Genomic DNA, 22637 nt, shown 5'->3' on the forward strand with positions numbered 1-22637 from the left:
TAAAGGACCTCGCCCGCCGACATACGTCGTTCGGCAGATCCCCCGTCAGACCGGTGGTGACAGTCTCCGAAGTCATCAGACCACTGCGGAGGAAGGGTGGGTGGGATGCCACTGTCCACGGTCGGTACCGGTCGGGAAGACGTCACCACGACGCCCTGGCCGGTCCCGCAGGAACGACGCACGCTGACCGTGCTCTTCGCCGACATCGTCGGCTCGACCGCGTTGACCGAACGGCTCGACCCGGAGGACGTCCGGGCGGTGCAGTTCGCCTACTTCGACACCGTCGCCGGTGTGCTGCGCCGCTGGCAGGGCACGGTGGAGAAGTACGTCGGCGACGCGGTGATGGCGTTGTTCGGGGCGCGTACCTCCGACGGGCTGGACGGCTACCGGGCGGCGCGGGCCGCCCTGGAGATCCAGGGTGCGCTGGACCGGCGGAAGTTGCCCGGCGGGGTGACGCTGCGGGTCCGGGTCGGTGTCGCCACCGGCGAGGCGGTGGTCGACCTGGCCGCCGTCCGCGACGGCGGCCACGGGATGGCCTCCGGCGCGGTCCTCACCACCGCCGCCCGCATCCAGGAGTACGCCCCGCCGGGTGGCGTGGTCGTCTGCGCGGCCACCCACCGGGCCACCGCCGGCCTGATCGACCAGCACGCCCTCGCCCCGGCCGCCCTCACCGGCAAGGCGCGGCCGGTCGACGTCTGGCGGGTCACCGGCCCGACACACCCGCGCCCGGCCCGACACCACGGCCCGCTGATCGGCCGCCGCTCTGAGGTCGCGACCGCCGTGGAACAGCTCACCCGGGTGGCCCGGGAACACCGTCCACGGTGGGTGGCCCTGGTCGGCCCGGACGGCATCGGCCGCAGCCGTCTGCTGACCGAGCTGCGTCACCGGCTACCGGAGGTCGACGGCACGCCGGTGCGCTGGGCGGTGGTGCACTGCCCGCCGTACCCGGAGCGGGTGTTCGGGCCGGTCGCGGAGTTGCTGCGGGACCTGCTGGGGCTGTCCGCCACCGAGGGGACGGACACCGTCCGGGCCCGGCTGGCCGCACTGGTCGACGGCCTGGTCCCGCCGGGTCAGGTCGCGGCGACGGTGGCCGCGCTCGCCGCGCTGCTGGACGCGCCGGACCGGTCGGCGGTCGCCGGGGCGGCGGCGGTACGCCGGGTGCTGCTCGCCCTGGCCGCCCGTCGACCGGTGGTGGTCGGCGTGGACGACCTGGACCGGGCGGCCCCCGAACTGGGTCACTTCCTGCACTCGCTGTTCGCCGCCGCGACCGCCCGGGGGTTACCGCTGGCGGTGCTGGCCACCCACCGGCCGGATCGGGCGGACCCGCACCCCACACCGACGGACCGGTACCACCGGGTGGAGTTGACCCCGTTGAGCACCCTCCACACCGGCCGGTTGCTGCGCCGGCTACTCACCCGCGCCGGCCAGTCGGTCGCGTCCGCCACCCGGCTGGCGCCGCTGGTCACCGGCCGTCCCGGTTACGCCGCCGCCTACGTCCACGCGTCGGTGCGCCCGACCGGCCCGAGCGCGGTGGGCGGTGTGGCCGACACCGGGGCGCGGGTCACGCCGGGCCCGCTCACCGGCCGGCCGGTCGAGCCGCCACTGCCCGAGCCGCTCCGCCGTCGCGTCGCCGCCCTGCTGGACCGGTGCGACGGCCCGCACCGGGCGGTCCTGATGGCCGCCGCGACGCTCGACGTCGAGTTCGCCGCGTCGACCGTCGACGTGCTGCTCGGCTGGGCGGCGGGCCGGGCGGCGCAGGCGCTGCGCCGGCTCATCGACGCCGGACTGGTCCGGTCCGGTTCCCGGGGCGGCCACGTCATCGTCGATCCCGCCCTGCGCCGTTGCGCGTACGACCGGCTGCCACGGACGCTGCGCGCCGAATTCACCCAGCGCGCCGAATTCACCCGGCGGGCCGAGTTCACCCGGCGGGCCGCGTCCACCCACCGCACCGGGACCGATCGGTCGACCACGACCATCCGACCACGCATCAGCCCTCGGCCGGGCCCGGTCACGGCCAGCTCGCCGAACGGCCGGAGATCTTGGTGGCAAATGGCCCTCAGGGGGGCCGCCCGCCACCAAGATCCACATTGTTCCGCGACCGGGGCCGGCGGTCCCCGCCCGACGTTCGCGGTCTCCGCCACCGACGGTCCATGTCCGGTGTTCGCCCTCGCCGGGGCCGACGGTCCCCGCCCGGGGTTCGTCGTTTCCGCAGAACGTGGGGGCATCCCGCCCGCAGCGGGCCCGACAGGTCTCCAGCCGACCGGTCCGGTTCCGGGCGCAGCCGCCGGGGGAACCCGCGCCGGGTCGATACCGGGCGACCGGCGGGCGGGGGTGCCCGGCGGACACCGTCCCCGGCCCGTCGACCCCGGGTTGCCGCGCCCGGGCGGCGTCGTCGTGCCGCTTCCCGCCCGCCGGGCCGGTGTACCGACCGGTCACGGGCCGATGGCCGGTGGCCGGCGACGACGTGGGGAGGGGGTGCCACGTCCCGCCGTACCGTTACCGGCGCGGGCCGCCTGACCCGCCGCCCGCTGGTCGTCGTCCCACCACGTCACGCGCACCGGGTGCGCCCGCCCTGCCGGTCCCCGTTCCGCAGGCCGGCGTCCGCCCGCCGGGGGGTCAGCGGGGTCCCCCGGTGACCGGCGCGGGCGGATCGGCCCGCATGGCGCGGACCGCCTCCCCGGCGTAGAGGCACGCGGCACGGTGACCGGGGGCCACCTCGACCGCGGGCGGATCGGTCTCAGCGCACTCCGGACGGGCCTGCGGGCAGCGGGTCCGGAACCGGCAGCCGCTCGGCGGGTCGGTCGGGCTGGGCAGCTCACCGCTGAGGATGATCCGTCGGCGGTTGCGCTCTACCCGGGGGTCGGCCACCGGGATCGCCGACAGCAACGCCGCCGTGTACGGGTGGGCCGGCTCCCGCCAGAGCTGCGTCGGGGTGCCCGTCTCGACGATCCGCCCCAGGTACATCACCGCGATCCGGTCACTGAGGTGTTCCACCGCGGCCAGGTCGTGCGCGATGAACAGGTAGGTCAACCCGAGGTCCCGTTGCAGCCGGCGCAGCAGGTTCATGATCTGCGCCTGGACGCTCAGGTCGAGCGACGCGATCGGTTCGTCGAGGACGATCAGGTCGGGTTCACCGGCCAGCGCGCGGGCGATCCCGACCCGTTGGCGCTGGCCGCCGGAGAGTTCGTGCGGGTGCCGACCGGCCGTCTCCGGTCGCAGCCCGACCAGGTCGAGCAGCTCGGCGACCCGGCGTCGGCGGGCGTCGGCGGAACCCGCCAGCCGGTGCACGACCAGCGGTTCGGCGATGCTGGCGCCGACGGTCCGGCGCGGGTCCAGCGACGCCTGTGGGTCCTGGAACACCATCGCCACCCGGCGGCGCAGCCCGCGCAGCTGGCGACGCGACCAACCGGTGACGTCCTCGCCACCGACCCTGATCCGCCCGGTGGTCGGGTCGACCAGCCGCAGCAGCGCCAGGCCGGTGGTCGACTTGCCGCTGCCGGACTCCCCCACCAGGCCGAGGGTCTCGCCGGCCCGCACGGTCAGCGACACCCCGTCCACCGCGCGCACCGGCGGGCCACCGGGGCCGGGAAACCAGACCGTGAGATCGTCGAGTTCGGCGACGGCTGCGGTGCTCATCGATCCTCCGGGCGGAGCTGATGGCGGTCCTCGGCGGTGGCGCCGCCGTCGCCGGTGGTGGGGTCGACGGTGGCGCCGCCGTCGGCGGGGGTGGGATAGAAGGTGCGGACCCGGTGCCCGGGGGCGATCGGGACCAGCGGTGGCAGTTCGTGTGCGCAGCGGGCGTCGCCCCGCACCGGGCAGCGGGGCCAGAACGCGCAACCGGCCGGCAGGTCGAGCGGGCTGGGAGGCGCGCCGGGGATCGCGGCCAGCTCCTCCCCCGCCGCGCCGGGCCGGGGCCGGGCGGCCAGCAGGGCCCGGGTGTACGGGTGCCCCGGCGCGGCGAACACCGCGTCGACCGGCCCCTGCTCGACGATCCGCCCCCCGTACATCACCGCGACGGTGTCGGCGATCCCGGCCACCACCCCGAGGTCGTGGGTGATCCAGACGACGGCGGTGCCGAGCCGGCGGCGCAGGTCGGCGACGAGTTCGACGATCTGCGCCTGGGTGGTGACGTCCAACGCGGTGGTCGGTTCGTCGGCGATGAGCAACTCCGGTTCGCAGGCCAGCGCCATCGCGATGACGACCCGTTGGCGCATCCCGCCGGAGAACTGGTGCGGGTGCGCGTCCACCCGACGTTCGGGTGCCGGGATGCCGACCAGGTCGAGCAACTCGACGGCGCGGGACCGGGCCTGCCGCCGGCTCATCCCGAGGTGTTCCTCGCACGCCTCGGTGACCTGGCGGCCGACGGTCAGCACCGGGTTGAGGGTGGTCATCGGGTCCTGGAAGACGAAACCGACGTGTCGGCCGCGCCACCGGCGACGGTCCGTCTCGGACATCGTGGTCAACTCCCGGCCGAGCAGCCGGACCCGGCCGGTGACCGTGGCGGAGCGTGGCGCCAGGCCGGTGGCGGCGAGCACGGTCATGCTCTTGCCGCTGCCGGACTCGCCGACCAGGGCGAGGGTCCGACCGGGGGCCACCGACCAGTCGACGCCGGCGACCGCCCGGGCGGGACCGTTGCGGGTGCCGAGGGTGACCGTCAGGTCGTCGATGGCCAGCACCGGCTCGCCACCGGGCGGTTCCCCGGCGGCCCGGGGCGACGGTACGACGGGCGCGCTCATCGGGTGCTCCTGCGGGCCTCGCTGACGGTGAGCTGACGCGGGTCGAGCACGTCCCGCAGCGCGTCACCGACCAGGTTGAAGGCGAGTACGGTCACAAAGATCGCCGCGCCGGGGAAGAACCCCAGCCACCAGGCGTCGGTGATGAACCCGCGCCCGTCGTAGAGCATCCGGCCCCAGGCCGGCGCGGGTGGCTGGACGCCGAGCCCGAGGAAGGACAGCGCCGCTTCGGACAGGATCGCGAAGGCCAGCGACAGCGAGGTCTGGACGATCAGCGGGGCGGCGATGTTCGGCAGCACGTGCCGGCGCAGGATGCGCAGGTCGGAGGTGCCGATGGAGACGGCCGCCCGGACGAAGACCTGCTCCCGGACGGCGAGCACGCTGGCCCGGGTCACCCGGGCGAAGATCGGGGTGTAGACCACGCCGATGGCGACCATCGCGGTGACCAGCCCCGGGCCGAGCACCGCGACGATCGCCACGGCGAGCAGCAGCACCGGAAACGCGAACAGCACGTCCATGCCGCGCATCAGGAGGTTGTCCGCCCAGCCGCCGTACCAGCCGGCGAGCAGGCCGACGGTCACCCCGACGGCCAGGGCGATGCCGACGCTGACCAGGCCCACCTGCAACGACACCCGGGCCGCCACCAGCACCCGGCTGAGCACGTCACGGCCCAACTCGTCGGTGCCGAACGGGTGTGCGCCACTGGGCGGACGGAGCATCTGGTCGACGTCCACGTCGTTGATCCCGGCCGGCGCGAGCCACTGCCCGGCCAGCCCGACGACCAGCAGGGCCAGCAGCACCACCGTGCCGGCGACGGCGGGCGGGTCGTGCCGCAGCGCGGTCAGCGTACGCCGCAGGGTGCCCGCCTCGGCGGCCCGCGTCGGCGGGTGGTCGTCCACCGGACGCGGCGACGTCAGGTCGGCGCGCGTCGGCGGGTGCGGCGCGGTGGACGGGTCGGCCGCGCCGCCCGGCGTGCCGGCGTCCGTCGACGCCCGGTCCCCGGCCGCGCTCATCGCAGCGTGATCCTCGGGTCGAGGCGGGCGTAGAGGACGTCCACCAGCAGGTTCATCAACAGGAAGAGGGTGGCCACGAAGAGCACCGCGCCCTGGAGCACCGGATAGTCCCGGGCCTGGACGGCGTCGTAGGTGAGCCGGCCGACGCCGGGCCAGGCGAAGAGCACCTCGATCACGATCACCCCACCGACCAGGCTGGCCAACTGCACCGCCACCACGGTGACCACCGGGATCAGCGCGTTGCGCAGCACGTGCCGGACGATCACCACCCGGCGGCGCAGCCCCTTGGCCTCGGCGGTGCGCACGTAGTCCTCGGCGAGCACCTCGAGCACCGAGGAGCGGATGAACCGGGTGAGGATGGAGGCGGTGACCAGGCCGACGGCGGCGGCGGGCAGGGCCACGTGGGACGCCCAGCCCGCCGGGTCGTCGGTGAGCGCCACGTAGCCCGACGGTGGCAGCCAGCCGAGCACCCCGGCGAAGAGCAGGATGCCCATGATGCCCATCCAGAAGTCCGGGACGGAGACCCCGAACTGGCTGAACACCCGGGCGGCGTGGTCGACGAACGAGCCGCTGCGCACCGCGGAGAGCACGCCGAGCGGGAAGGCGACCAGCAGCGCGAACAGCACGGCGGTCACCGCCAGGGACAGCGTGGCGGGGAGTCGTTCCAGCACGATCGAGGTGACCGGCTGGCCGCTGCGGAAGCTGACCCCCAGGTCGCCGGTGAGGGCGTGGCCGACATAGCTGAGGTACTGCACCACCAGCGGCCGGTCCAGCCCGGAGCGTTCTCGCAGCGCGTCGTAGGTCTGCTGGTCGAAGCGGGTGCCGAGGGCGACCCGGACCGGGTCGCCGGGGACCAGTTGCAGCAGCAGGAAGACCACCAGGGTCACCCCGAGCAGGACGACGGCCGACTGGAGCAGCCGCCGCAGGACGAAGCGTCCCACGCCGCCGCCTCAGCGAGCCAGGGCGACGTCGCGGAACCGGATCGCCCGGTCGGTGCGCACCTGGTAGCCGGTGACCTTCTTGGACCAGCCCTGCACCACGTCCGGGTTGTAGAGGTAGATGTAGCTGGCGTCGTCGACGATCTGCTTCGCCGCCCGCTCGTAGGTCTGCTTGCGTACGCCCTCGTCGGTCTGGGTGCGGGCCTGGTCGAGCAGGGTGTCGACGGTGGGGTTGCTGTACTTGTGGAAGTTGAACGTGCCGCCGGTGCGGTGCTGGGCGTAGTAGAACTCGTCCGGGTCGATGTTGCCCAGCCAGCCGAGCAGGAACCCGCCGAAGTTTCCCTTGCCCTGCTCGTCGAGCCACTGGGCGAAGTCCAGGGTACGGATCTTCACGGTGATCCCGACCTCCTTGAGCTGGGCGGCGATCACCTGGGCGGCGCTGACCGTCTCCGGGTACTCACTGGTCACCATGAGGTCCAGGGTGAGGCCCCTGACGCCGGCCTGGCCGAGCAACTGCCGGGCCTGGTCCGGGTCGTGCCGGTAGGGCGAGTAGTCGTAGTACCAGGAGCTGCCCTGGGGGATGGCGGTCTGGTTGGCGGTGGCCTGCCCGAACTTGGCGGCCTTGGTGATCGCCTCCCGGTCCAGGGCGAACGCGACGGCCCGGCGGACGTTCACGTCGTCGTACGGCGCGCGCCCCTCGTTGAGGGCGAGGTACCAGTAGTCGGTCGAGGGGGTGGTGGTGACGGCCACCTCGCCGGCCTCCTTCAACGCCGGCACCTGCTGCGGGGGCAGGTTGTCGGTCCACTGCACCTCACCGCCGCGCAGATTCTGCAACGCCACCGTCGGGTCCTTGACGAAGGTGAAGGTGACCCCGTCGAGCTTGGGCTTCTGCCCCCAGTAGGCGTCGTTGCGGGTCAGCTTGATGGTGTCGCCGGAGGTGTAGGAGGCCACCGTGAAAGGGCCGCTGCCCACCGGCCTGGTCTTGATCGCGCCGGACTCCACGTTGGACTTCTCGACGATCGCGACGCCCTTGAAGCCGCCGAGGTTGGCCAGCAGGTTGGGCGTGGGCGCGGTCAGCGTGACCACCACCGTGGCCGGGTCGGGCGCGGTGACCGACTTGACGGTGGCGAACTTGTACGCCGCGTTCAGCTTCTCCCTGATGATCCGCTGGTACGAGTAGACGACGTCCTCCGAGGTCAGCGGGGAACCGTCGGAGAACGTCACGCCCTCGCGGAGGGTGAACGTCCAGGTGAGCTGGTCGCTGCTGGTGGTCCACCTGGTGGCCAGCGCGGGCCCCATCTTGAGGTCGGCGTCCGGCTCGACGAGGGTGTCGTAGACGTTCTCCAGCACCTCGAAGCTGTAGTAGGCCGACGTCCTGTGCGGGTCGAGCTGGTCCGGTTCGCCGCCGATCGCGGCGGTGAGCGTGCCCCCGGCCGATCCGCCGGCGGTGGCGTCACCGTCGACGTCGACGCTGTCTCCGGCGCTGCATCCGGCCAGCCCGGTCAGGGCGACGGCGAGCGCCACTGCGACGATCCTCGGTCTGGTCATGGGACTCGGTCACCCTCCGTCGCCTGGCAGATCAAAGGGCGAGTCTTCTCCGCCAACCGGGGCGATGTCAATGAAACCACCGCAATTCCCCGACTGTCCCCGGACGACCCCCGCACCTCACGGGGTCACCGGCGGAGCTGATCGGCGCGCGCCAACCGCCGACCGCCGCGCGCCGTCGCGTGTGGAGCGTGTACGGCGGACGGGCGCGTACACCCTGTTTCCCACCGCGCGACGGTCAAACCTCCCGCGGTGCCGGTCGGTCGCCGGAGGACCGGTCGAGGGTGCGACTGCGTCCCCGGAACTCGGCGACCACCTCGTCCCCGCGGGTGACGGTGACGTCGTAGATGCCACTGCGGCCGTACCGGACACGTTCGGTGGCGTACGCGGTCAACAGGTCGTCCTCGCGCACCGGACGGAGAAAGCTGATCTCACCGCCGGCCGCGACGGTGGCCGGGCCGTGGGTGTTGCAGGCCAGCGCGAAGGCGGTGTCGGCGAGCAGGAAGACGACACCACCGTGACCGATCCGGTGGCCGTTGAGCATCCCGGCGGTCACCCGCATCCGGGCCACCGCCGCGCCGCCCCCGGCCGAGACCAGCTCGATGCCGAGGCCCCGGGAGGCCACGTCGGCGTCGAACATGTCGTGGGCGGCCGTCCGACCGGTCCCGGCTCCGCCGCGCGGCACCCGCTCGACCCGGCCGCCGCCGGTTTCCTCGGCAGGGTCGGGCGCGCTGGGGGGCGGGCTGCGGTCCGGCACGGTTCCTCCTGATGGTCACGGCGCGACGACCGGGACCCGTGCCGGCCGCCGCTGCCGACCGTACGCGGCCGGGGCGGTATCCACCCGGTCCGGGCCGTGGCGGGCATCCGACCTGCCGCACCGCCCGGACACACCGGCCCGGGTCGGCCGCCGGTGCCGCCTCCTTTCGCGGTGGGGGGCGGCCGGTCGGGCTATGCTCACGGACGTGTCGGCGGTGGGGCCCGCCGTCCCGGCCCGACCGGGAGAACCGCGCCGGAGGCGCCAACGGTCCCTGCCAGTGGTCCGCATACTGGTGGGGAGGTCCCGATGACCCAGGGGGCACCGCGTCGCGTCGATCCCGACGTCGACCTGCGCGTCCCGACCGACCGGAGCGAGCTGACCGCGCACCCGGCCACCGTGCTGGGCGCGATCGCCGCCGGTGGGGTGCTCGGGGCCCTCGCCCGGGCCGGGGTCCAGGCCGCCCTGCCGCACACCCCGACCGGCTTCCCCTGGTCCACCTTTGCCGTGAACGTCACCGGTTGCCTGCTGATCGGGGCGCTGATGGCGGTGCTCGGCCGGCGTCGGGTGGGCCCGCTGGTCCGGCCGTTCCTCGGGGTCGGCGTGCTCGGCGGTTTCACCACCTTCTCCGCGTACGTCGTCGACGTGCACCGGGCACTGGCCGCCGGGGCGGCCGGGATCGCGGGGGGCTACCTGGCCACCACCCTGGTCGGCGGACTGCTGGCGGTCGTCGCCGGCGATGCCCTGGCCACCCGGCTGCTGGACCGGGGGGCCGGCCGGGGCGGACGACCGCCAGGCTCTGGTCGGCGCCGCCGGTCGCCGAAGGCGGGCCGAGACGACCAGCCGCCAGGCACGAGCCGAGACGACCAGTCGCCAGGCACGAGCCGAGACGACCAGTCGCCGGGGACGGGCCGGATGGACCGGGAGGGCCCCCGGTGACCGTGCTGCTGATCGCGCTCGGCGCGGCGCTGGGTGCGCCGCTGCGCTACCTCACCGACCGCGCCGTGCAGGCCCGCCACCACTCCCGGTTCCCGTGGGGGACGCTGACCGTCAACGTCGCCGGTTCGCTGCTGCTCGGCGCGGTGGTCGGGGTGCCCGCCGGACCGGCGGTGACCGCGCTGGTCGGCACCGGCTTCTGTGGCGCGCTGACCACCTGGTCCACCTTCGGCTACGAGACCGTACGGCTGGCCCGCGCCGGTGACCGGCGGTACGCGCTGGCCAACGCCCTGGTCAGCGTGGTCGCCGGGCTGGGCGCGGCGACGCTCGGCTTCGCCCTGGCCCGGACGCTGACCGGCTGACCGGCCAACCGGCGAACCGGGCCTCAACGCACCGGGGTCACGTCCCGCACCGCATGCCGGCCGCCGTCCTGGTGGTGACCGCTGTCGTGGTGGTGACCGCTGTCGTGGTGGTGACCGCCCTCGTGATGGTGGTGACCGCCCTCGTGGTGATGGTGGTGGCCGTGACCGTCGACCGGGTCGTCGGGGTGGTCGTGGGGGGTCTGCGGGCGACCCACCTTGTCGGCGAAGCCGGGCATCAGCACCCGGTATGCGCAGGTGTCGCAGTTCATCCGGATGTCCCCGCGCAACGCCTCGGAATGCCGCTCCAGGACCAGGTCGGCCAGGGCGTCGCAGTCACCGATCAGGTCGGCGACCCGGATGTCGAGGTCGGGGTGCCCGGCCGCGTACGCCTGCGACTGGGCCACGATCCGGTCCGGCAGCACCCCGGCGAACAGGAAGTACGGCGCGACCACGATCCGGCGGGCACCGAGCCGGCGCAACCGGTCGAGCACCGCCGGCACGGAGGGCTCGGCCAGCGAGATGAACCCCGGTTCGACCCCGGCGTAGCCGCGCCCCTCCCAGAGCAGCCGGGCCACCTTCGCCACCTCGGCGTTGGCGTCCGGGTCGGTGGCGCCGCGCCCGATCAGCGCCACCCAGGTGCCGGCCCGGTCCGCCCCGGCCAGCGCCGTGTCGATCCGCTGCTCCAGGACGGTGTGCAGCAGCGGGTGCGGACCGAGCGGCCGACCGTAACGGTAGGTCAGGCCGGCGTGGCGGTCCTGCTCACGCGCCATCGCCGCCGGGATGTCGCCCTTGCCGTGACCGGCGCCGGTGAGCACCAGCGGCAACGCGACCAGTGCCCGGTGCCCCCGCCCGACCAGGGCGCTCACCGCGTCGGTCAGCGGCGGCCGGGACAGCTCGATGAAACCGCCCTCGACGTCGCCGACGGCGGTGCCGGCCCGGTCCCGGACCCGGTCGACGAGCGCGGCGAACTGCGCGACCCCGGCCGCGCTGCGCGTACCGTGCCCGACGATGACCAGTGCGGTCATGTTTCCTCCTGGTAGAGCAGGGCGTTGAGGGCGGCGGCGGCGACCGCCGAGCCACCCTTCTCGCCGGTGTTGGACACGGCGGGCAGGCCACTGGCCCGCAGCGCCGCCTTGGACTCGGCGGCCCCGACGAAACCGACCGGCAGCCCGACCACCAGCGCCGGGGCGGCGTCGACGGCGATCAGCTCGAACAACGCGGTCGGCGCGCAGCCGACTACCCAGACCGCCCCCGGGCCGACCCGGTCCAGGGCGATCCGCACGGCCGCCGCCGACCGGGTCAGCCCGGTCTCCCCGGCCAGGACGGCGGTGGCCGGTTCGGCGACCGGGCAGACGATCTCCCGCCCCGCGCGGGTGATCCCGGCGGCCACCATCGCCACGTCGGTGACGATCGACGCCCCGGCCCGCAGCGCGGCCAGCCCGCCGGCCAGCGCCGCCTCGTCGCAGACCAGGTCGGTGACGTAGTCGAGGTCGGCGCTGGCGTGCACCACCCGCTCGACGACCGCCCGGGTCAGCGGGGGCAGCTGCCGCAGGTCGACCCGGTCCCGCAGGATCCGGTACGATTCCTGTTCGATCGGGTGGACGACCCGGCTCACCGCCCCCCTCCCGAGGCGGGCCGGTAGCGGGCCAGGCGGATGCTGGTCATGGTGCTCCTCGTCGGTCGGTGACGGTCCGGATCGCGTCCACCGGGCAGATCTCCACACACTCCAGGCAGCCGGTGCAGCGGTCGGCCCGGACGGTCAGGCCGCCGGGCACCGGGCGGATCGCGTGGGTGGGACAGGTGAGCAGGCAGGCCCCGCAGCCCTGGCAGGCGTCGATCACCACCGGCGGGAAGGCCGGGACCCCCGCCGACGGGTCAGCCGGTGGCAGCACCGCGAGCGGGTCGGGCACCGGCCGGGCGGGGATCACCCGCGCCACCGGTAGCCCCGGGGGGTGACCATCCGGCCGCCGACCAGCCGGGTCTGCGAGCTGCCCACCACCACCAGGCCGTACATGTCGACCACGGTCGGGTCGAAGGTGGCGAGGGTGGCCAGGTGGACCTGTTCGTCGGGCCGGCTGGCGTTGCGCACCACCCCGACGGGGGTCTGCGGCGGGCGGTGCGCGGCGAACGTCGCCAGCACCGCGCCGAGCTGCCAGTCCCGGGCCCGGCTGCGCGGGTTGTAGAGCAGCGCGACCAGGTCCGCCTCGGCGGCGGCGGCGACCCGCCGCTCGATCACCGCCCACGGGGTGTGCAGGTCGGACAGGCTCAGATAGACGTGGTCGTGTCCGATCGGCGCGCCGAGCAGCGCGGACGCGGCCAACGCGGCGGTCACCCCGGGCACACCGACCACGTCGATCCGCTCGTCGGCGTACTCCAGGGCGGGGCTGGCCATCGCGTACACCCCGGCGTCGCCGGAGCCGATCAGCGCGACGGCGTGCCCGGCGGTGGCCTCGGCGACGGCGCTGCGGGCCCGTTCCTCCTCCGCGCCGAGCCCGCTGGCGAGCACCCGGGTACCCGGCCGGAGCAGGTGGCGGACCTGGTCGACGTACTGGTCGAGGCCGACGACCACGGCGGCCCGGCGCAGCTCGGCGGCGGCGCGCGGGGTGCGCAGGTCGGCCGCGCCCGGGCCCAGGCCGACGATCGCCAGCCGGCCGCGCGGGGCCTGCCGGGCGACCGCGACGGTGGCCATCGCCGAGGCGGTCTTCGGCGCCAGCAGGGTGCCGCCGTCGCGCAACGCCGCCGCCTCCGCGACGCTGGGCGTGCCGACGGCGGCCCGGACCACCTCGCTGGGGTGCGGCACGTCGACCGTCGCCAGGTCCGCCGCCGGCCAGGTCCGCAGGGGTACGCCGCGCGCGTCGGCGGTGGCCCGGATGCCCTCCTCGTCGGCTTTCACGTCGACGCTGGCCAGGCAGCGCAGGCTGGCCGGGCTCAACCCGGCGTCGGCGAGCACCCGACACAGCAGCGCGTCGACCTCGGCGGCGGCCACCCCCCGGCTGGACCCCACCCCGGCGACCAGGGACGGCGGTCGCAACACGGCGGTGCGGTCGTCGACCGGCACCACCCGGTCGGTGACCAGCACCCGGTACCCGCCCGCCGGATCGGCGGCCGGCCCCGGTCGGACGGGCGGGTGTGGCGCGGCGGGAGACGGTGCGGCGGCCGGTGCAACGAGATGGACGTTGGGCGGCAGGGCCGGCAGCGGCCACACCGCGTCGGCGACCAGTTGGACCGGTTCGCCGTCGAGGATCGCCCGGGACACCGCGGCCACCGCCCCCTCGACCGGCCAGCCGAGGGTGTCCAGGCCCGGCAGGTCGACCGCGTCGGTGGCCGTGGTGACCACCGGCCGGGCGTCGAGCAGCACGGCCACCTCGGCGGCGAGCGTGTTCGCGCCCCCGGCGTGGCCGCCGAGCAGGGCGACGGCGTGCCGGGCGGCCTCGTCGACCACCACCACCGCCGGGTCGGTCCGCTTGTCACCGAGCAGCGGCGCCAGGATCCGCACCACCGCCCCGGTGGCCAGGAACGCCACCACCGCGTCGTACCCCGCCCAGGCCATCCGCAGCGCGTCGGCGACCCCGTCGGCCTCGACCAGCCGGGCGTGCGGCCAGGCGGCGGCCAGGGTGCGGGCGTGCCGGCGGCCGGCGGCGGTGGCCGCGACGAGTCCGACCCGGGGCGGGCCGGTGCCGGTCCCGGCCCGGTGCCGGTGTGGTGCGGTGGCGGTCACGGGCGCTCCCCGGTGAGGACGACCACCGGGTTGGTGGCCGCGAGTCGGATGGATCCGCCGGGCAGATCGGCGAGGCGGGCGGCGGTGAGCTGGCTGCCCGTCACCGCGTAGCCGGCGGCGCGCAGCAGGTGCACCGCCGGGGCGACCCGGTCCAGGGCGGCGAGGGCGACCACCACCCGGGCGGGGCGGCGGTCGGCGACGGCGGTCAGCACGTCGGTCCCCCGCCGCCGACGAAGACGGCGTCCGGGTCGGGCAGCCCGCCCAGCACGGCTGGCGCGTCGCCGGTCACCACCCGGACGGCGACGCCGTGCCGGGCGGCGTTCTCGGCGACCGGCGCCGCCGGGTCCCGCTCCACGGCGATCACCGCCGCGCCGAGCAGCGCGCACTCGATGCCGACCGATCCGCTGCCCGCCCCGACGTCCCAGACCAGTCGCCCGAGCCGGGGGCGTAGCCGGGCGACGGCCAGGGCCCGTACCTCGGCCTTCGTGATCATCGAGTCCCGGTGCCGGTACGCGGACTCGGGCAGCGCCCAGCCGCCGACGGGCGCGGCGGCCGGCTGGTTGTCCGCCCGCACCGGCCCGACCCCGGCCGGACCGCCATCGCCGGCCGGAGCACCATCGCCGGCCAGACCGCCATCGCCCACCGGGCCGGCGTCACCCGACCGGCCGGCGTCACCCGGTCCGACCGCCCCGTCCCGGTCAGCGGCACCGGTAGGCACAGCGGGCTGCGCCCCGGGGTCACCGTCGGCGGCACCGGCGGGCGCGGCCAGGCTGAGCAGGACGTGCGGGTCGGCCCAGGCGCGGGTGACGGCCTGCTCCGGGGTGGTCCAGGTGACCCGCTCGGCGGGCGTGCCGAGGTGTTCGGCGACCACCAGACACCGGGCCCAGCCGGTCAGCCCGGCACCGATCTCGGCGGCCCCGGCGCCCGGCGCGGTGAGCACGGCCACGGCGGGTAGCGCCCGGCAGGCGTTGAGCGCGGGACCCAGCTCCCGACCGTGGGCGGTGACCACCACGGCACCGTCCCAGTCGAGCCCGGCGCGGGCGAACGCGGCGGCCACGCTGGACACCGCCGGCAGCACCCGCACCGGCAGGCCGGCGGCGCGCAGCCGGCGTACCACACCGAAGAACCCGGGGTCGCCGCTGGCCAGCACGACAGCTGGCTGCCCGGCGGCGTGGGCGGCGGCGAGCCGGTCCAGCGCGGGGGCGAGCGGGCCGAGCACGACGGTGTCGACGCCGGACGGCACCGGCACGGCGGCCAGGTGCCGGGCCGCCCCGACGACCAGCCGGGCCCCGGCCAGGGCGGCCACCGCCGACGGGGACAACGGCCGGCCGACCGCGTCCATCCCCACCACCACGACCGGCTCCGGCCGCAGCACCGGCGGCACCGATCCGGACCCGCCGGCCACCGGCTCCGATCCGGACCCCGGCACCGACCGCGTCATGCCGGCCACCGGCCGGAGGAGGCGACCAGGTGGTCGCCGGTGAAGTCGACCATCGCCACGTCGACGGTGAGCGCCGGCCCGGCGAAGCGGCGCAGCACCTGCCGGACCCGGTCGCAGAGCACGTCACCGGCGGGACGCAGCAGCCCGGCGGCCTCCCACAGCTCGTACGCGTGCCGGCCGGTGTTGGCCGCCACCACCGCCGCCACCAGGTCGGCGTCGCCGCCGGCCTCGGCGGTGACCGTGCCGAGCAGGGACAGGTCCACCTTCGAGCGGGTGTAGTGGGTCATCAGGATCCCGGCGGCGAGTTTCGCCAGTTTGCCGGCCATCCCGACGAAGACCACCCCGGTCATCGCGTCGCCCACGGCGGCGGTGACGGCCGCGCCGGTGAAGTCGCCGACCTCGACGAAACACACCTCGGGCAGCTCCGGCAGCAGCGCGCGGGCGGCCCGCTCGGTCCGCCCGCCGGTGCACAGCACCACGGTCCGCTCCCCCTGGGCGGCCATCACGTGCACCGCCTGCACCACGCTGGCCCGCCAGGAGGCGGTGGAGAACGGCCGGACGATGCCGGTGGTGCCGAGGATCGAGATGCCGCCGACGATGCCGAGCCGCCGGTTGGTGGTCTTGCGGGCCATCACCTCACCGCCCGGCACGCTGATCACCACCCGGACGCCCACCTCGGTCAGGTCGACCACCTCGGCCACGGCCTGCCCGATCATCCGCCGGGGGGTGTCGTTGATGGCCGGCCCGCCGACGGTGAGGCCGAGCCCGGGTCGGGTGACGGTGCCGACGCCCGAACCGCCGGCGAGGTCCAGGCCGGGCCGGGGCCGCCAGCCGACGGTGGCGGTGAGGTGCGCGCCGTGGGTGACGTCCGGGTCGTCCCCGGCGTCCTTGACCACCACCGCCTCCGCCTGCGGATCGGGCGACGGCGTCAGCTCGCACCGGGCGACCGGGAAGGCCACCCGCCGCCCGGCGGGCAGCCCGATCTCCACCTCCCGCTGGGGCACGCCGGTGACCAGCGCGGTCACCGCCGCCTTCGCCGCCGCCGTCGCGCACGCGCCGGTGGTCCAGCCGGTCCGCAGCGCCACCGGCCGGACCTTCGCGGTACGCGGCAGGTCCGGCTCGCGCAACGGCGGCTCGGCGTACGTCACGGTGTCGCGTCCTCCGCTGTGGTGGCGCGGGACCGGCGCAGCTCGGCGCGGGCGGTCGGCTCGGCCCGGCGGAAGGTGTGGAAGTGCCCGGGGTGGTAGAGGTGCGAACGGGTGCCGCTGGCGGCGAGCGCCGGCCCGACCAGGAACAGGGTGTGCTTCCACAGCCGGTGTTCCTTGACGGTGGCCGCCAGGTCGCCGAGCGCGCACCGCACCACCAGCTCGTCCGGCCAGGTCGCCTGGTAGGCCACCACGACCGGGGTGTCGACCGGGTAGCCCCCGGCGAGCAGCTCCGTCTGCGCCTGCCCGGCGCGGGCGGCGGAGAGGAACAGCGCCATGGTGGTGCCGTGCCGGGCGAAGTCGCGGACCCGCTCCCCCGCCGGCATCGGCGTCTTGCCGCCCTCCAGCCGGGTGAGGATCACCGACTGGGCCACCTCGGGGATGGTCAGTTCCCGGCCGACGATCGCGGCGACGGCGGTGAACGAGGAGACCCCGGGGACGATCTCCACGGCCAGGTCGAGGGCCCGGCACAGGTCGAGCTGCTCCTGCACGGCGCCCCAGAGCGCCGGGTCGCCGGAGTGGATCCGGGCCACGGTGAGCCGCTCGGCGGCGGCCCGTCGATAGAGCGGCAGCACCCCCTCGATGGGCAGCTGCGACGAGTCGACGATCTCGGCGTCGGGGCGGGCGTGGGCCAGCACGTCGGCGTGCACCAGGCTGGCCGCCCAGATCACCACGTCGGCGTCGGCGATCACCCGGGCGGCGCGCAGGGTGAGCAGGTCGGCCGCGCCGGGCCCGGCCCCCACGAACCACACCTTGCCGGTGGACGTCACAGTTTTCCTCCCCGCCCGTCCCGGCGCGCCGGGACCAGCAGCGTCGACAGGTACGGCAGGTCGTCGTCGGCGGGTCCGACCGGCCCGATCGACTCGTCGGGCAGGCCGAGGCCCCGGCCGAGCACCGCGTCGTCGAGCCGGTCGTGCCGGCGCAGTTCGTCGACGAGTTCCCGGTGCCGACGCCAGCCCTTGTAGACCACGACGGTGCCGGGCCCGGCGAGGGCGTCGGCGACCAGCGCCGGGCCGGCGGTGGCCGGCAGCAGGGTCAGCGGCTCCCGCCCCTGGCAGAGCGGGACGCCGCTGCGCGCGGCCAACTCCTGCATGGCGGTGACGCCGGGCACCGTCCGCACCCGCACCGCCGGGCGCAGCGCGCGGACGCCGTGGGCCAGGTAGGCGAAGGTGGAGTAGACGTTCGGGTCGCCGATGGTGGCGAAGGCGATCGACCGGGCACCGGCGTCGATCGCGTCGACCACGGCACGGGCGGCGGCGTCCCAGGCGGCTTCCCGCCGGGCGGTCACCCCGCCCCGGTCGTCGAGGGCGAACGGCAACCGGCGCAACCGGTCCGCCGGCACGTGGGCGCGGACCGTCGTCTCGGCCCGGCCGGGGGGCGTCGCCGGGTCCGCCGCCAGCCGGTCCAGCACCGGTACGACCACCAGGTCGGCCTCGGCCAGCACCCGGACCGCCTTGAGGGTGAGCAGTTCCGGGTCCCCCGGCCCGACCCCCACCCCGGTCAGCGTGGCGGGGTCCGTCGGCGCGGCCCGATCCGCGTCGGCTCCGACGGCACGCGGACGGCCGGCCCCGGTCGTCGGCGGGCGACCCGTCCCGGCGGCGGTCACCGGCTCGCCGCCTCGACCAGGCGACGGGCGGCCTGCGGTCGACCCGCCCAGTGGGTGTGCAGGTAGGAGGCGTGCACCTGCCCGGTGACGAAACCGTGGGCGGTGTCGTCCCAGCGCCAGGCGGGTCGGTCGCCGTGCCCGGGGTCGGTGACGGTGCGGTGGAACTCGTGGCCGCGTACCGGCTCACCGGCGGGGTGGACCGGGGAGTCGGTGGCGGCGACCGCGTCGCGGTAGCCGAGGGTGAGCCGGCCGGTCATCCGGGCGTGGTGGTCGAGCCGACCGCACATCGGCACCCCGTCCAGCGAGCGGCCGAGATAGAGCAGCCCGGCGCACTCGGCGACCACCGGCCCGGCGAAGCCGGCCAGCTCGGCGCGGAGCCCGGTGTTGGCGCTCAACGCCTCCACGTGCACCTCGGGGAAGCCGCCGCCGATGACCACCGCCCGGGTGCCGGCGGGCAGGGCCGGGTCCCGCAGCGGGTCGAACGGGGCCACGGTCGCCCCGGCGGCGGTGAGCAGTTCGGTGGTCTCGGCGTACGAGAAGGTGAAGGCGGCTCCGGCGGCGACCGCGACGACGGGACGGTCCCCGCCGGCCGGGCCGCCGACGGCCGTCGCCGGGTTCCAGGCGTCCACGGTCAACGGTGGCGCGCTGCGGGCCAGGGCGAGCACCGCGTCGAGGTCGACGGTGGACTCGACCAGCCCGGCGAGCGCCTCGACGACGGCCAGCGACTCCGGTGCCCGTTCGGCGACCGGCACCAGCCCCAGGTGCCGGGCCGGCGCGGCCACCTCGACGGCCCGGGTGACCGCCCCCAGCACCGGTACGCCCACCTCGGCGAGCGCGTCGCGGAGCAGGGTCTCGTGCCGGGGTGAGCCGACCCGGTTGAGGATCACCCCACCGATCCGCACGGCCGGGTCGAAGGCGCGCATGCCGAGCACCAGCGCGGCGGCCGAGCGGCCCTGCGCGGTGGTGTCCAGGACCAGCAGCACCGGCGCATCGATCAGCGTGGCGACGTGGGCGGTGGAGGCGTATCCGGCCCGGCCGACCGCGCCGTCGTGCAGCCCCATCACCCCCTCGACCACCGCGACGTCGGCGGGGGTGGGGACGCTCGCGCCGTGCCGCAGCAGCGGGGCGATCAACTCCTCCCCGACCAGCCACGGGTCGAGGTTGCGGCCGGGCCGGCCAGCGGCGAGCGCGTGGTAGCCGGGGTCGATGTAGTCGGGGCCGACCTTGTGCGGGCTGACCCGCAGGCCCCGCCGGCGCAGGGCGGCGAGCAGGCCGGTGGTCACGGTGGTCTTGCCGTGTCCGCTGGCCGGGGCGGCGACCACCAGCCGGGGCAGCGCCCAGGCTCCGGCCGACGCGGCGCGCCCGGCCGACGGCTCCGGCCCGCCCGGCGCGGTGCCGTGCGGGTGGCCGGCCGGCGCGTTGCCGTGCGGGCGACGCTGGTCGGTGCGGCGGGTCGGTCCGGTCACCACTCGATGCCCTTCTGGCCCTTCTGGCCGGCGTCCATCGGGTGCTTGACCTTGGTCAGCTCGGCGACCAGGTCGGCCGCCTCGACCAGGCGCGGGTCGGCGTCCCGGCCGGTGATCACCACGTGCTGGAAGCCGGGCCGGTGGGTGAGGGTGTCGACCACCTCGTCGACGTCCACCCAACCCCATTTCATGGGATAGGTGAACTCGTCCAGGACGTACAGACCGTAGCGCTCCGCGGCCAGGTCGCGCTGGATCTGCCGCCACCCCTCCAGGGCGTCGGCGGCGTGGTCGGCGTCGCCGCCGCGCTGGAGCCAGGACCAGCCCTCGCCCATCTTGTGCCAGGCGACCGGGGCACCCTGCCCGGTGTCGGCGTGCACCTGGCCCAGGGCGCGGAAGGCGTTCTCCTCGCCCACCCGCCACTTGGCGCTCTTGACGAACTGGAACACCCCGATCGGCAGCCCGGCGGTCCAGGCCCGCAGCGCCAGGCCGAACGCGGCGGTGGACTTCCCCTTCATCTGCCCGGTGTGCACGATGGTCAGCGGGCGGTGCCGCCGCTGCCGGGTGGTCAGCCCGTCGGCGGGCACGTGCTCCGGCTTTCCCTGCGGCATCAGCGCACGCTCCGATTCGCTCCGACGGTGGCGAGGCCGGCCAGCGGGTCGGCGGCCACCGTGTCGAGGTGGTGGTGGGCCGCGCCGAGCTGGTCGGCCAGCCGGCGGGCCAGGTGCAGCCGGACCGGGCCGGCCTCGCAGTCGACGACCACGCACGGCGCACCGGTGGCGGCGAGGACGGCCGCCGCGCGCGCCGACCGCTCCAGCGGCCGGGTGCCGGCGGTGGCCCGGCCGTCGGTGACGACCAGCACCAGCGGACGCCGTCGTGGGTCCCGCAGCCGCTGCACCCGCAGCAGGTCGACGGCGGCCAGCAACCCCTCCGCCAACGGGGTACGCCCGCCGGTGGGCAGCTCGGTCAGCCGCGCCGACGCGGCCAGCACCGACGAGGTGGCCGGCAGCACCACCTGCGCGCCCGCGCCCCGGAAGGCGACCACCGCCACCGTGTCCCGGCGCTGGTAGGCGTCGGTGAGCAGGGCCAGCACCGCCCCCTTCACCGCCGACATCCGCTGCCGCGCGCCCATCGATCCGCTGGCGTCGACCACGAACAGCACCAGGTTGCCCTCACGGCCCTCCCGGACCGCCTCCCGCAGATCGCCGGGGCGCAGCAGCAACCGACCGCCGCACCGGCCCCGGCCTGCCTGGTGCGGGGCGGCGGCGCGCAGGGTGGCCGGCAGGTGCACTGCGGCCGGCCGGCCCGCGGGCACCCGCGCGCCGGTGGTCCGGCCCCGCCCGGTCCGGGCCCGCGACCGCCGACCGGGCACCCCGTCGCCCACCCCCGGGGCGGTGAACAACCGGGCCGTCAACCCCCGCTGAGGTACGGCCACCGACGACGTACCGGTCCCCGGGTCGCCCGGGTCCGGGGTGCCGCCCTGGCCGGGTCGCCCGGGACGGGCCTCGGCGCGGTCGGCCGACCCGTCGTCGGGGCGTCCCGACCGACCGTCGGCGCGGTCGTCGCCGTCCGGCCCGCCGTTGTCGGCACGGTCCGGCCAACGGCCGTCCGCCGAGTGCGGGGAGGTCGGACCGGTCCGGGCGGCACCGTGGTCGTCACGGTCCGGCGACCCGGTGTCGCCCTGCGGCCCGCCTGCGGCGTCGGGGTCCTGCGGACCCGCCCCACCGTCGCCCGGGCCGCCCGCCGACGGGCCGCCCGGCCCACCGGGGCCGGAACCGTCCGGCCCCCCGGAGGGGTCACCCGGGCCGGTGTCCGGCGGGTCGTCGTCGGGGTGCTCGTCGCGGGCCCGCTGCAACGCCTCGTCGAGGCGCTTCTCGTCCAGCCCCGGGGTGTCGAACGGGTCGCGGCGGCGGCGGTGCGGCAGGGCCAGCCGGGCGGCGACCCGGACGTCGTCGGCGGTGACCCGGTCCCGGCCCTGCCAGGCGGCGTGCGCGACGGCGGTACGGGCCGTGACGATGTCGGCGCGCATCCCGTCGACGTCGAACGCGGCACAGACCTCGGCGATCTGCCGCAGCGCGGCGTCGGGCAGCAGCACCCGGTCGAGCCGGTCCCGGGCGGCCACCACCCGGGCGGCAACCTCGGCGTCGGCGGCGGCCCAGCGGGCGGCGAACCCGGCCGGGTCGGCGTCGGCGGCGAGCCGGCGACGCACCACCTCCACCCGGACGGCCGGGTCGCGGCTGGCGGCCACCTCGACGGTGAGCCCGAACCGGTCGAGCAACTGCGGGCGCAACTCCCCCTCCTCCGGGTTCATCGTGCCGACCAGCAGGAACCGGGCGGCGTGGCTGACCGAGACGCCCTCCCGCTCGACGTGGCAGCGACCCATCGCGGCGGCGTCCAAAAGCAGGTCGACCAGGTGGTCGTGCAGCAGGTTCACCTCGTCGACATAGAGCACCCCCCGGTGGGCGGCGGCGAGCAGGCCGGGCTCGAAGGCGCGGACCCCCTCGGCGAGCGCCTTCTCCAGGTCCAACGAGCCGACCACCCGGTCCTCGGCGGCCCCGACCGGCAACTCCACCAGCCGGGCCGGACGGCGCTCGACCGCCCCGGCGTGCTCCACGCCGCCCGGATGCGGGCCGTCCGGGCAGGTCGGGTCGGGGGCGGCCGGGTCGCAGCCGAACCGGCACCCGGCGACCCGGTCCACCGGCGGGAGCAGGGCGGCCAGGGCCCGCACGGCGGTGGACTTGGCGGTGCCCTTCTCGCCCCGGACGAGCACCCCGCCGATCGCCGGGCTGACCGCGTTGAGCAGCAGCGCCAACCGCATGTCGTCCATCCCGAGCACGGCCGAGAAGGGATAGCCGCTCACTGGGCTGCCTTCGTTCGCGACTGCGGGGCTCGCAAACCCGGCTCACTCCTCGCGCTCACAGCG

17 protein-coding genes and 4 pseudogenes are annotated in these 22637 nt (G+C 76.1%); 3 read left to right on the forward strand and 18 right to left on the reverse strand.

Features of this window, described 5'->3' with window-relative positions; translation table 11 throughout:
* The first annotated feature begins 105 nt into the window (after positions 1 to 105).
* On the forward strand, positions 106 to 2517 hold the full coding sequence (locus ACQP1S_RS17370; RefSeq protein WP_432896414.1) for an AAA family ATPase: 2412 nt from the start codon (positions 106 to 108) through the stop codon (positions 2515 to 2517).
* A gap of 99 nt (positions 2518 to 2616) precedes the next feature.
* On the opposite strand, the gene ACQP1S_RS17375 is transcribed toward ACQP1S_RS17370, so the two are convergent.
* The 6 genes and pseudogenes from ACQP1S_RS17375 to paaI all read right to left on the reverse strand — a co-directional run bounded on the left by ACQP1S_RS17375 (position 2617) and on the right by paaI (position 8869).
* Positions 2617 to 3636, reverse strand: a complete 1020-nt coding sequence (locus ACQP1S_RS17375; RefSeq protein ID WP_432896417.1) for an ABC transporter ATP-binding protein — start codon at positions 3634 to 3636, stop codon at positions 2617 to 2619.
* Between the two features lie 77 nt (positions 3637 to 3713).
* A pseudogene (locus ACQP1S_RS17380) lies at positions 3714 to 4736 on the reverse strand (ABC transporter ATP-binding protein); the annotation flags it as partial.
* Positions 4733 to 5746 (reverse strand): ABC transporter permease, encoded by a 1014-nt coding sequence (locus tag ACQP1S_RS17385; RefSeq protein WP_432896420.1) that lies wholly within the window; start codon positions 5744 to 5746, stop codon positions 4733 to 4735. The gene ACQP1S_RS17385 and the pseudogene ACQP1S_RS17380, both read right to left, overlap by 4 nt.
* On the reverse strand, positions 5743 to 6687 hold the full coding sequence (locus ACQP1S_RS17390) for an ABC transporter permease (RefSeq protein WP_432896423.1): 945 nt from the start codon (positions 6685 to 6687) through the stop codon (positions 5743 to 5745). The genes ACQP1S_RS17385 and ACQP1S_RS17390 overlap by 4 nt, the downstream gene beginning before the upstream one ends.
* A 9-nt stretch (positions 6688 to 6696) precedes the next feature.
* Positions 6697 to 8232 (reverse strand): ABC transporter substrate-binding protein, encoded by a 1536-nt coding sequence (locus ACQP1S_RS17395; RefSeq protein ID WP_432896426.1) that lies wholly within the window; start codon positions 8230 to 8232, stop codon positions 6697 to 6699.
* Between the two features lie 235 nt (positions 8233 to 8467).
* On the reverse strand, positions 8468 to 8869 hold the full coding sequence (gene paaI / locus ACQP1S_RS17400; protein WP_432908104.1) for a hydroxyphenylacetyl-CoA thioesterase PaaI: 402 nt from the start codon (positions 8867 to 8869) through the stop codon (positions 8468 to 8470).
* Positions 8870 to 9292: 423 nt separating this feature from the next.
* On the opposite strand from paaI, the pseudogene ACQP1S_RS17405 reads away from it, so the two are divergent.
* A pseudogene (locus tag ACQP1S_RS17405) lies at positions 9293 to 9775 on the forward strand (FluC/FEX family fluoride channel); the annotation flags it as partial.
* Between the two features lie 143 nt (positions 9776 to 9918).
* Positions 9919 to 10281 carry a fluoride efflux transporter CrcB gene (gene crcB, locus ACQP1S_RS17410; protein WP_432896429.1) on the forward strand — a complete coding sequence of 121 codons (363 nt, stop codon included), beginning with the start codon at positions 9919 to 9921 and terminating at the stop codon, positions 10279 to 10281.
* A 143-nt stretch (positions 10282 to 10424) separates the two neighbouring features.
* Here crcB and ACQP1S_RS17415 read toward each other — a convergent pair.
* From ACQP1S_RS17415 to ACQP1S_RS17470, 12 genes and pseudogenes are all read right to left on the reverse strand, one after another.
* Positions 10425 to 11306, reverse strand: a pseudogene (locus ACQP1S_RS17415) (sirohydrochlorin chelatase); the annotation flags it as partial.
* Positions 11303 to 11896, reverse strand: coding sequence for a precorrin-8X methylmutase (locus tag ACQP1S_RS17420; protein ID WP_432896432.1), 594 nt, complete (start codon positions 11894 to 11896; stop codon positions 11303 to 11305). The pseudogene ACQP1S_RS17415 and the gene ACQP1S_RS17420, both read right to left, overlap by 4 nt.
* Before the next feature lie 46 nt (positions 11897 to 11942).
* Positions 11943 to 12170: a DUF362 domain-containing protein gene (locus ACQP1S_RS17425; RefSeq protein ID WP_432908107.1), complete on the reverse strand. Its 228-nt coding sequence runs from the start codon at positions 12168 to 12170 to the stop codon at positions 11943 to 11945.
* Between the two features lie 35 nt (positions 12171 to 12205).
* Complete coding sequence (gene cobJ / locus ACQP1S_RS17430) at positions 12206 to 13999, reverse strand: precorrin-3B C(17)-methyltransferase (RefSeq protein ID WP_432896435.1); 1794 nt, start codon at positions 13997 to 13999, stop codon at positions 12206 to 12208.
* Entirely contained in the window at positions 13996 to 14211 is a 216-nt protein-coding gene (locus ACQP1S_RS17435; protein ID WP_432896438.1) for a hypothetical protein, read from the reverse strand. Before ACQP1S_RS17435 ends, cobJ begins: the two co-directional genes overlap by 4 nt.
* Positions 14205 to 15440: a precorrin-6y C5,15-methyltransferase (decarboxylating) subunit CbiE gene (cbiE, locus tag ACQP1S_RS17440; protein ID WP_432896441.1), complete on the reverse strand. Its 1236-nt coding sequence runs from the start codon at positions 15438 to 15440 to the stop codon at positions 14205 to 14207. Before cbiE ends, ACQP1S_RS17435 begins: the two co-directional genes overlap by 7 nt.
* On the reverse strand, positions 15437 to 16588 hold the full coding sequence (locus ACQP1S_RS17445; protein WP_432896444.1) for a cobalt-precorrin-5B (C(1))-methyltransferase: 1152 nt from the start codon (positions 16586 to 16588) through the stop codon (positions 15437 to 15439). Before ACQP1S_RS17445 ends, cbiE begins: the two co-directional genes overlap by 4 nt.
* Positions 16585 to 17415 (reverse strand): precorrin-4 C(11)-methyltransferase, encoded by an 831-nt coding sequence (cobM, locus tag ACQP1S_RS17450; RefSeq protein ID WP_091251153.1) that lies wholly within the window; start codon positions 17413 to 17415, stop codon positions 16585 to 16587. Before cobM ends, ACQP1S_RS17445 begins: the two co-directional genes overlap by 4 nt.
* Positions 17412 to 18149: a precorrin-2 C(20)-methyltransferase gene (gene cobI, locus ACQP1S_RS17455; RefSeq protein WP_091251363.1), complete on the reverse strand. Its 738-nt coding sequence runs from the start codon at positions 18147 to 18149 to the stop codon at positions 17412 to 17414. The genes cobM and cobI overlap by 4 nt, the downstream gene beginning before the upstream one ends.
* 98 nt (positions 18150 to 18247) lie before the next feature.
* Positions 18248 to 19585 (reverse strand): cobyrinate a,c-diamide synthase, encoded by a 1338-nt coding sequence (locus tag ACQP1S_RS17460; RefSeq protein WP_432908109.1) that lies wholly within the window; start codon positions 19583 to 19585, stop codon positions 18248 to 18250.
* 128 nt (positions 19586 to 19713) lie between these two features.
* Positions 19714 to 20325: a cob(I)yrinic acid a,c-diamide adenosyltransferase gene (cobO, locus tag ACQP1S_RS17465; RefSeq protein WP_091251151.1), complete on the reverse strand. Its 612-nt coding sequence runs from the start codon at positions 20323 to 20325 to the stop codon at positions 19714 to 19716.
* A pseudogene (locus tag ACQP1S_RS17470) lies at positions 20325 to 22633 on the reverse strand (VWA domain-containing protein). The gene cobO and the pseudogene ACQP1S_RS17470 overlap by 1 nt, the downstream one beginning before the upstream one ends.
* Positions 22634 to 22637: the final 4 nt, after the last annotated feature.

It is taken from the genome of Micromonospora matsumotoense, assembly GCF_050951065.1.
Lineage (GTDB): Bacteria > Actinomycetota > Actinomycetes > Mycobacteriales > Micromonosporaceae > Micromonospora > Micromonospora matsumotoensis.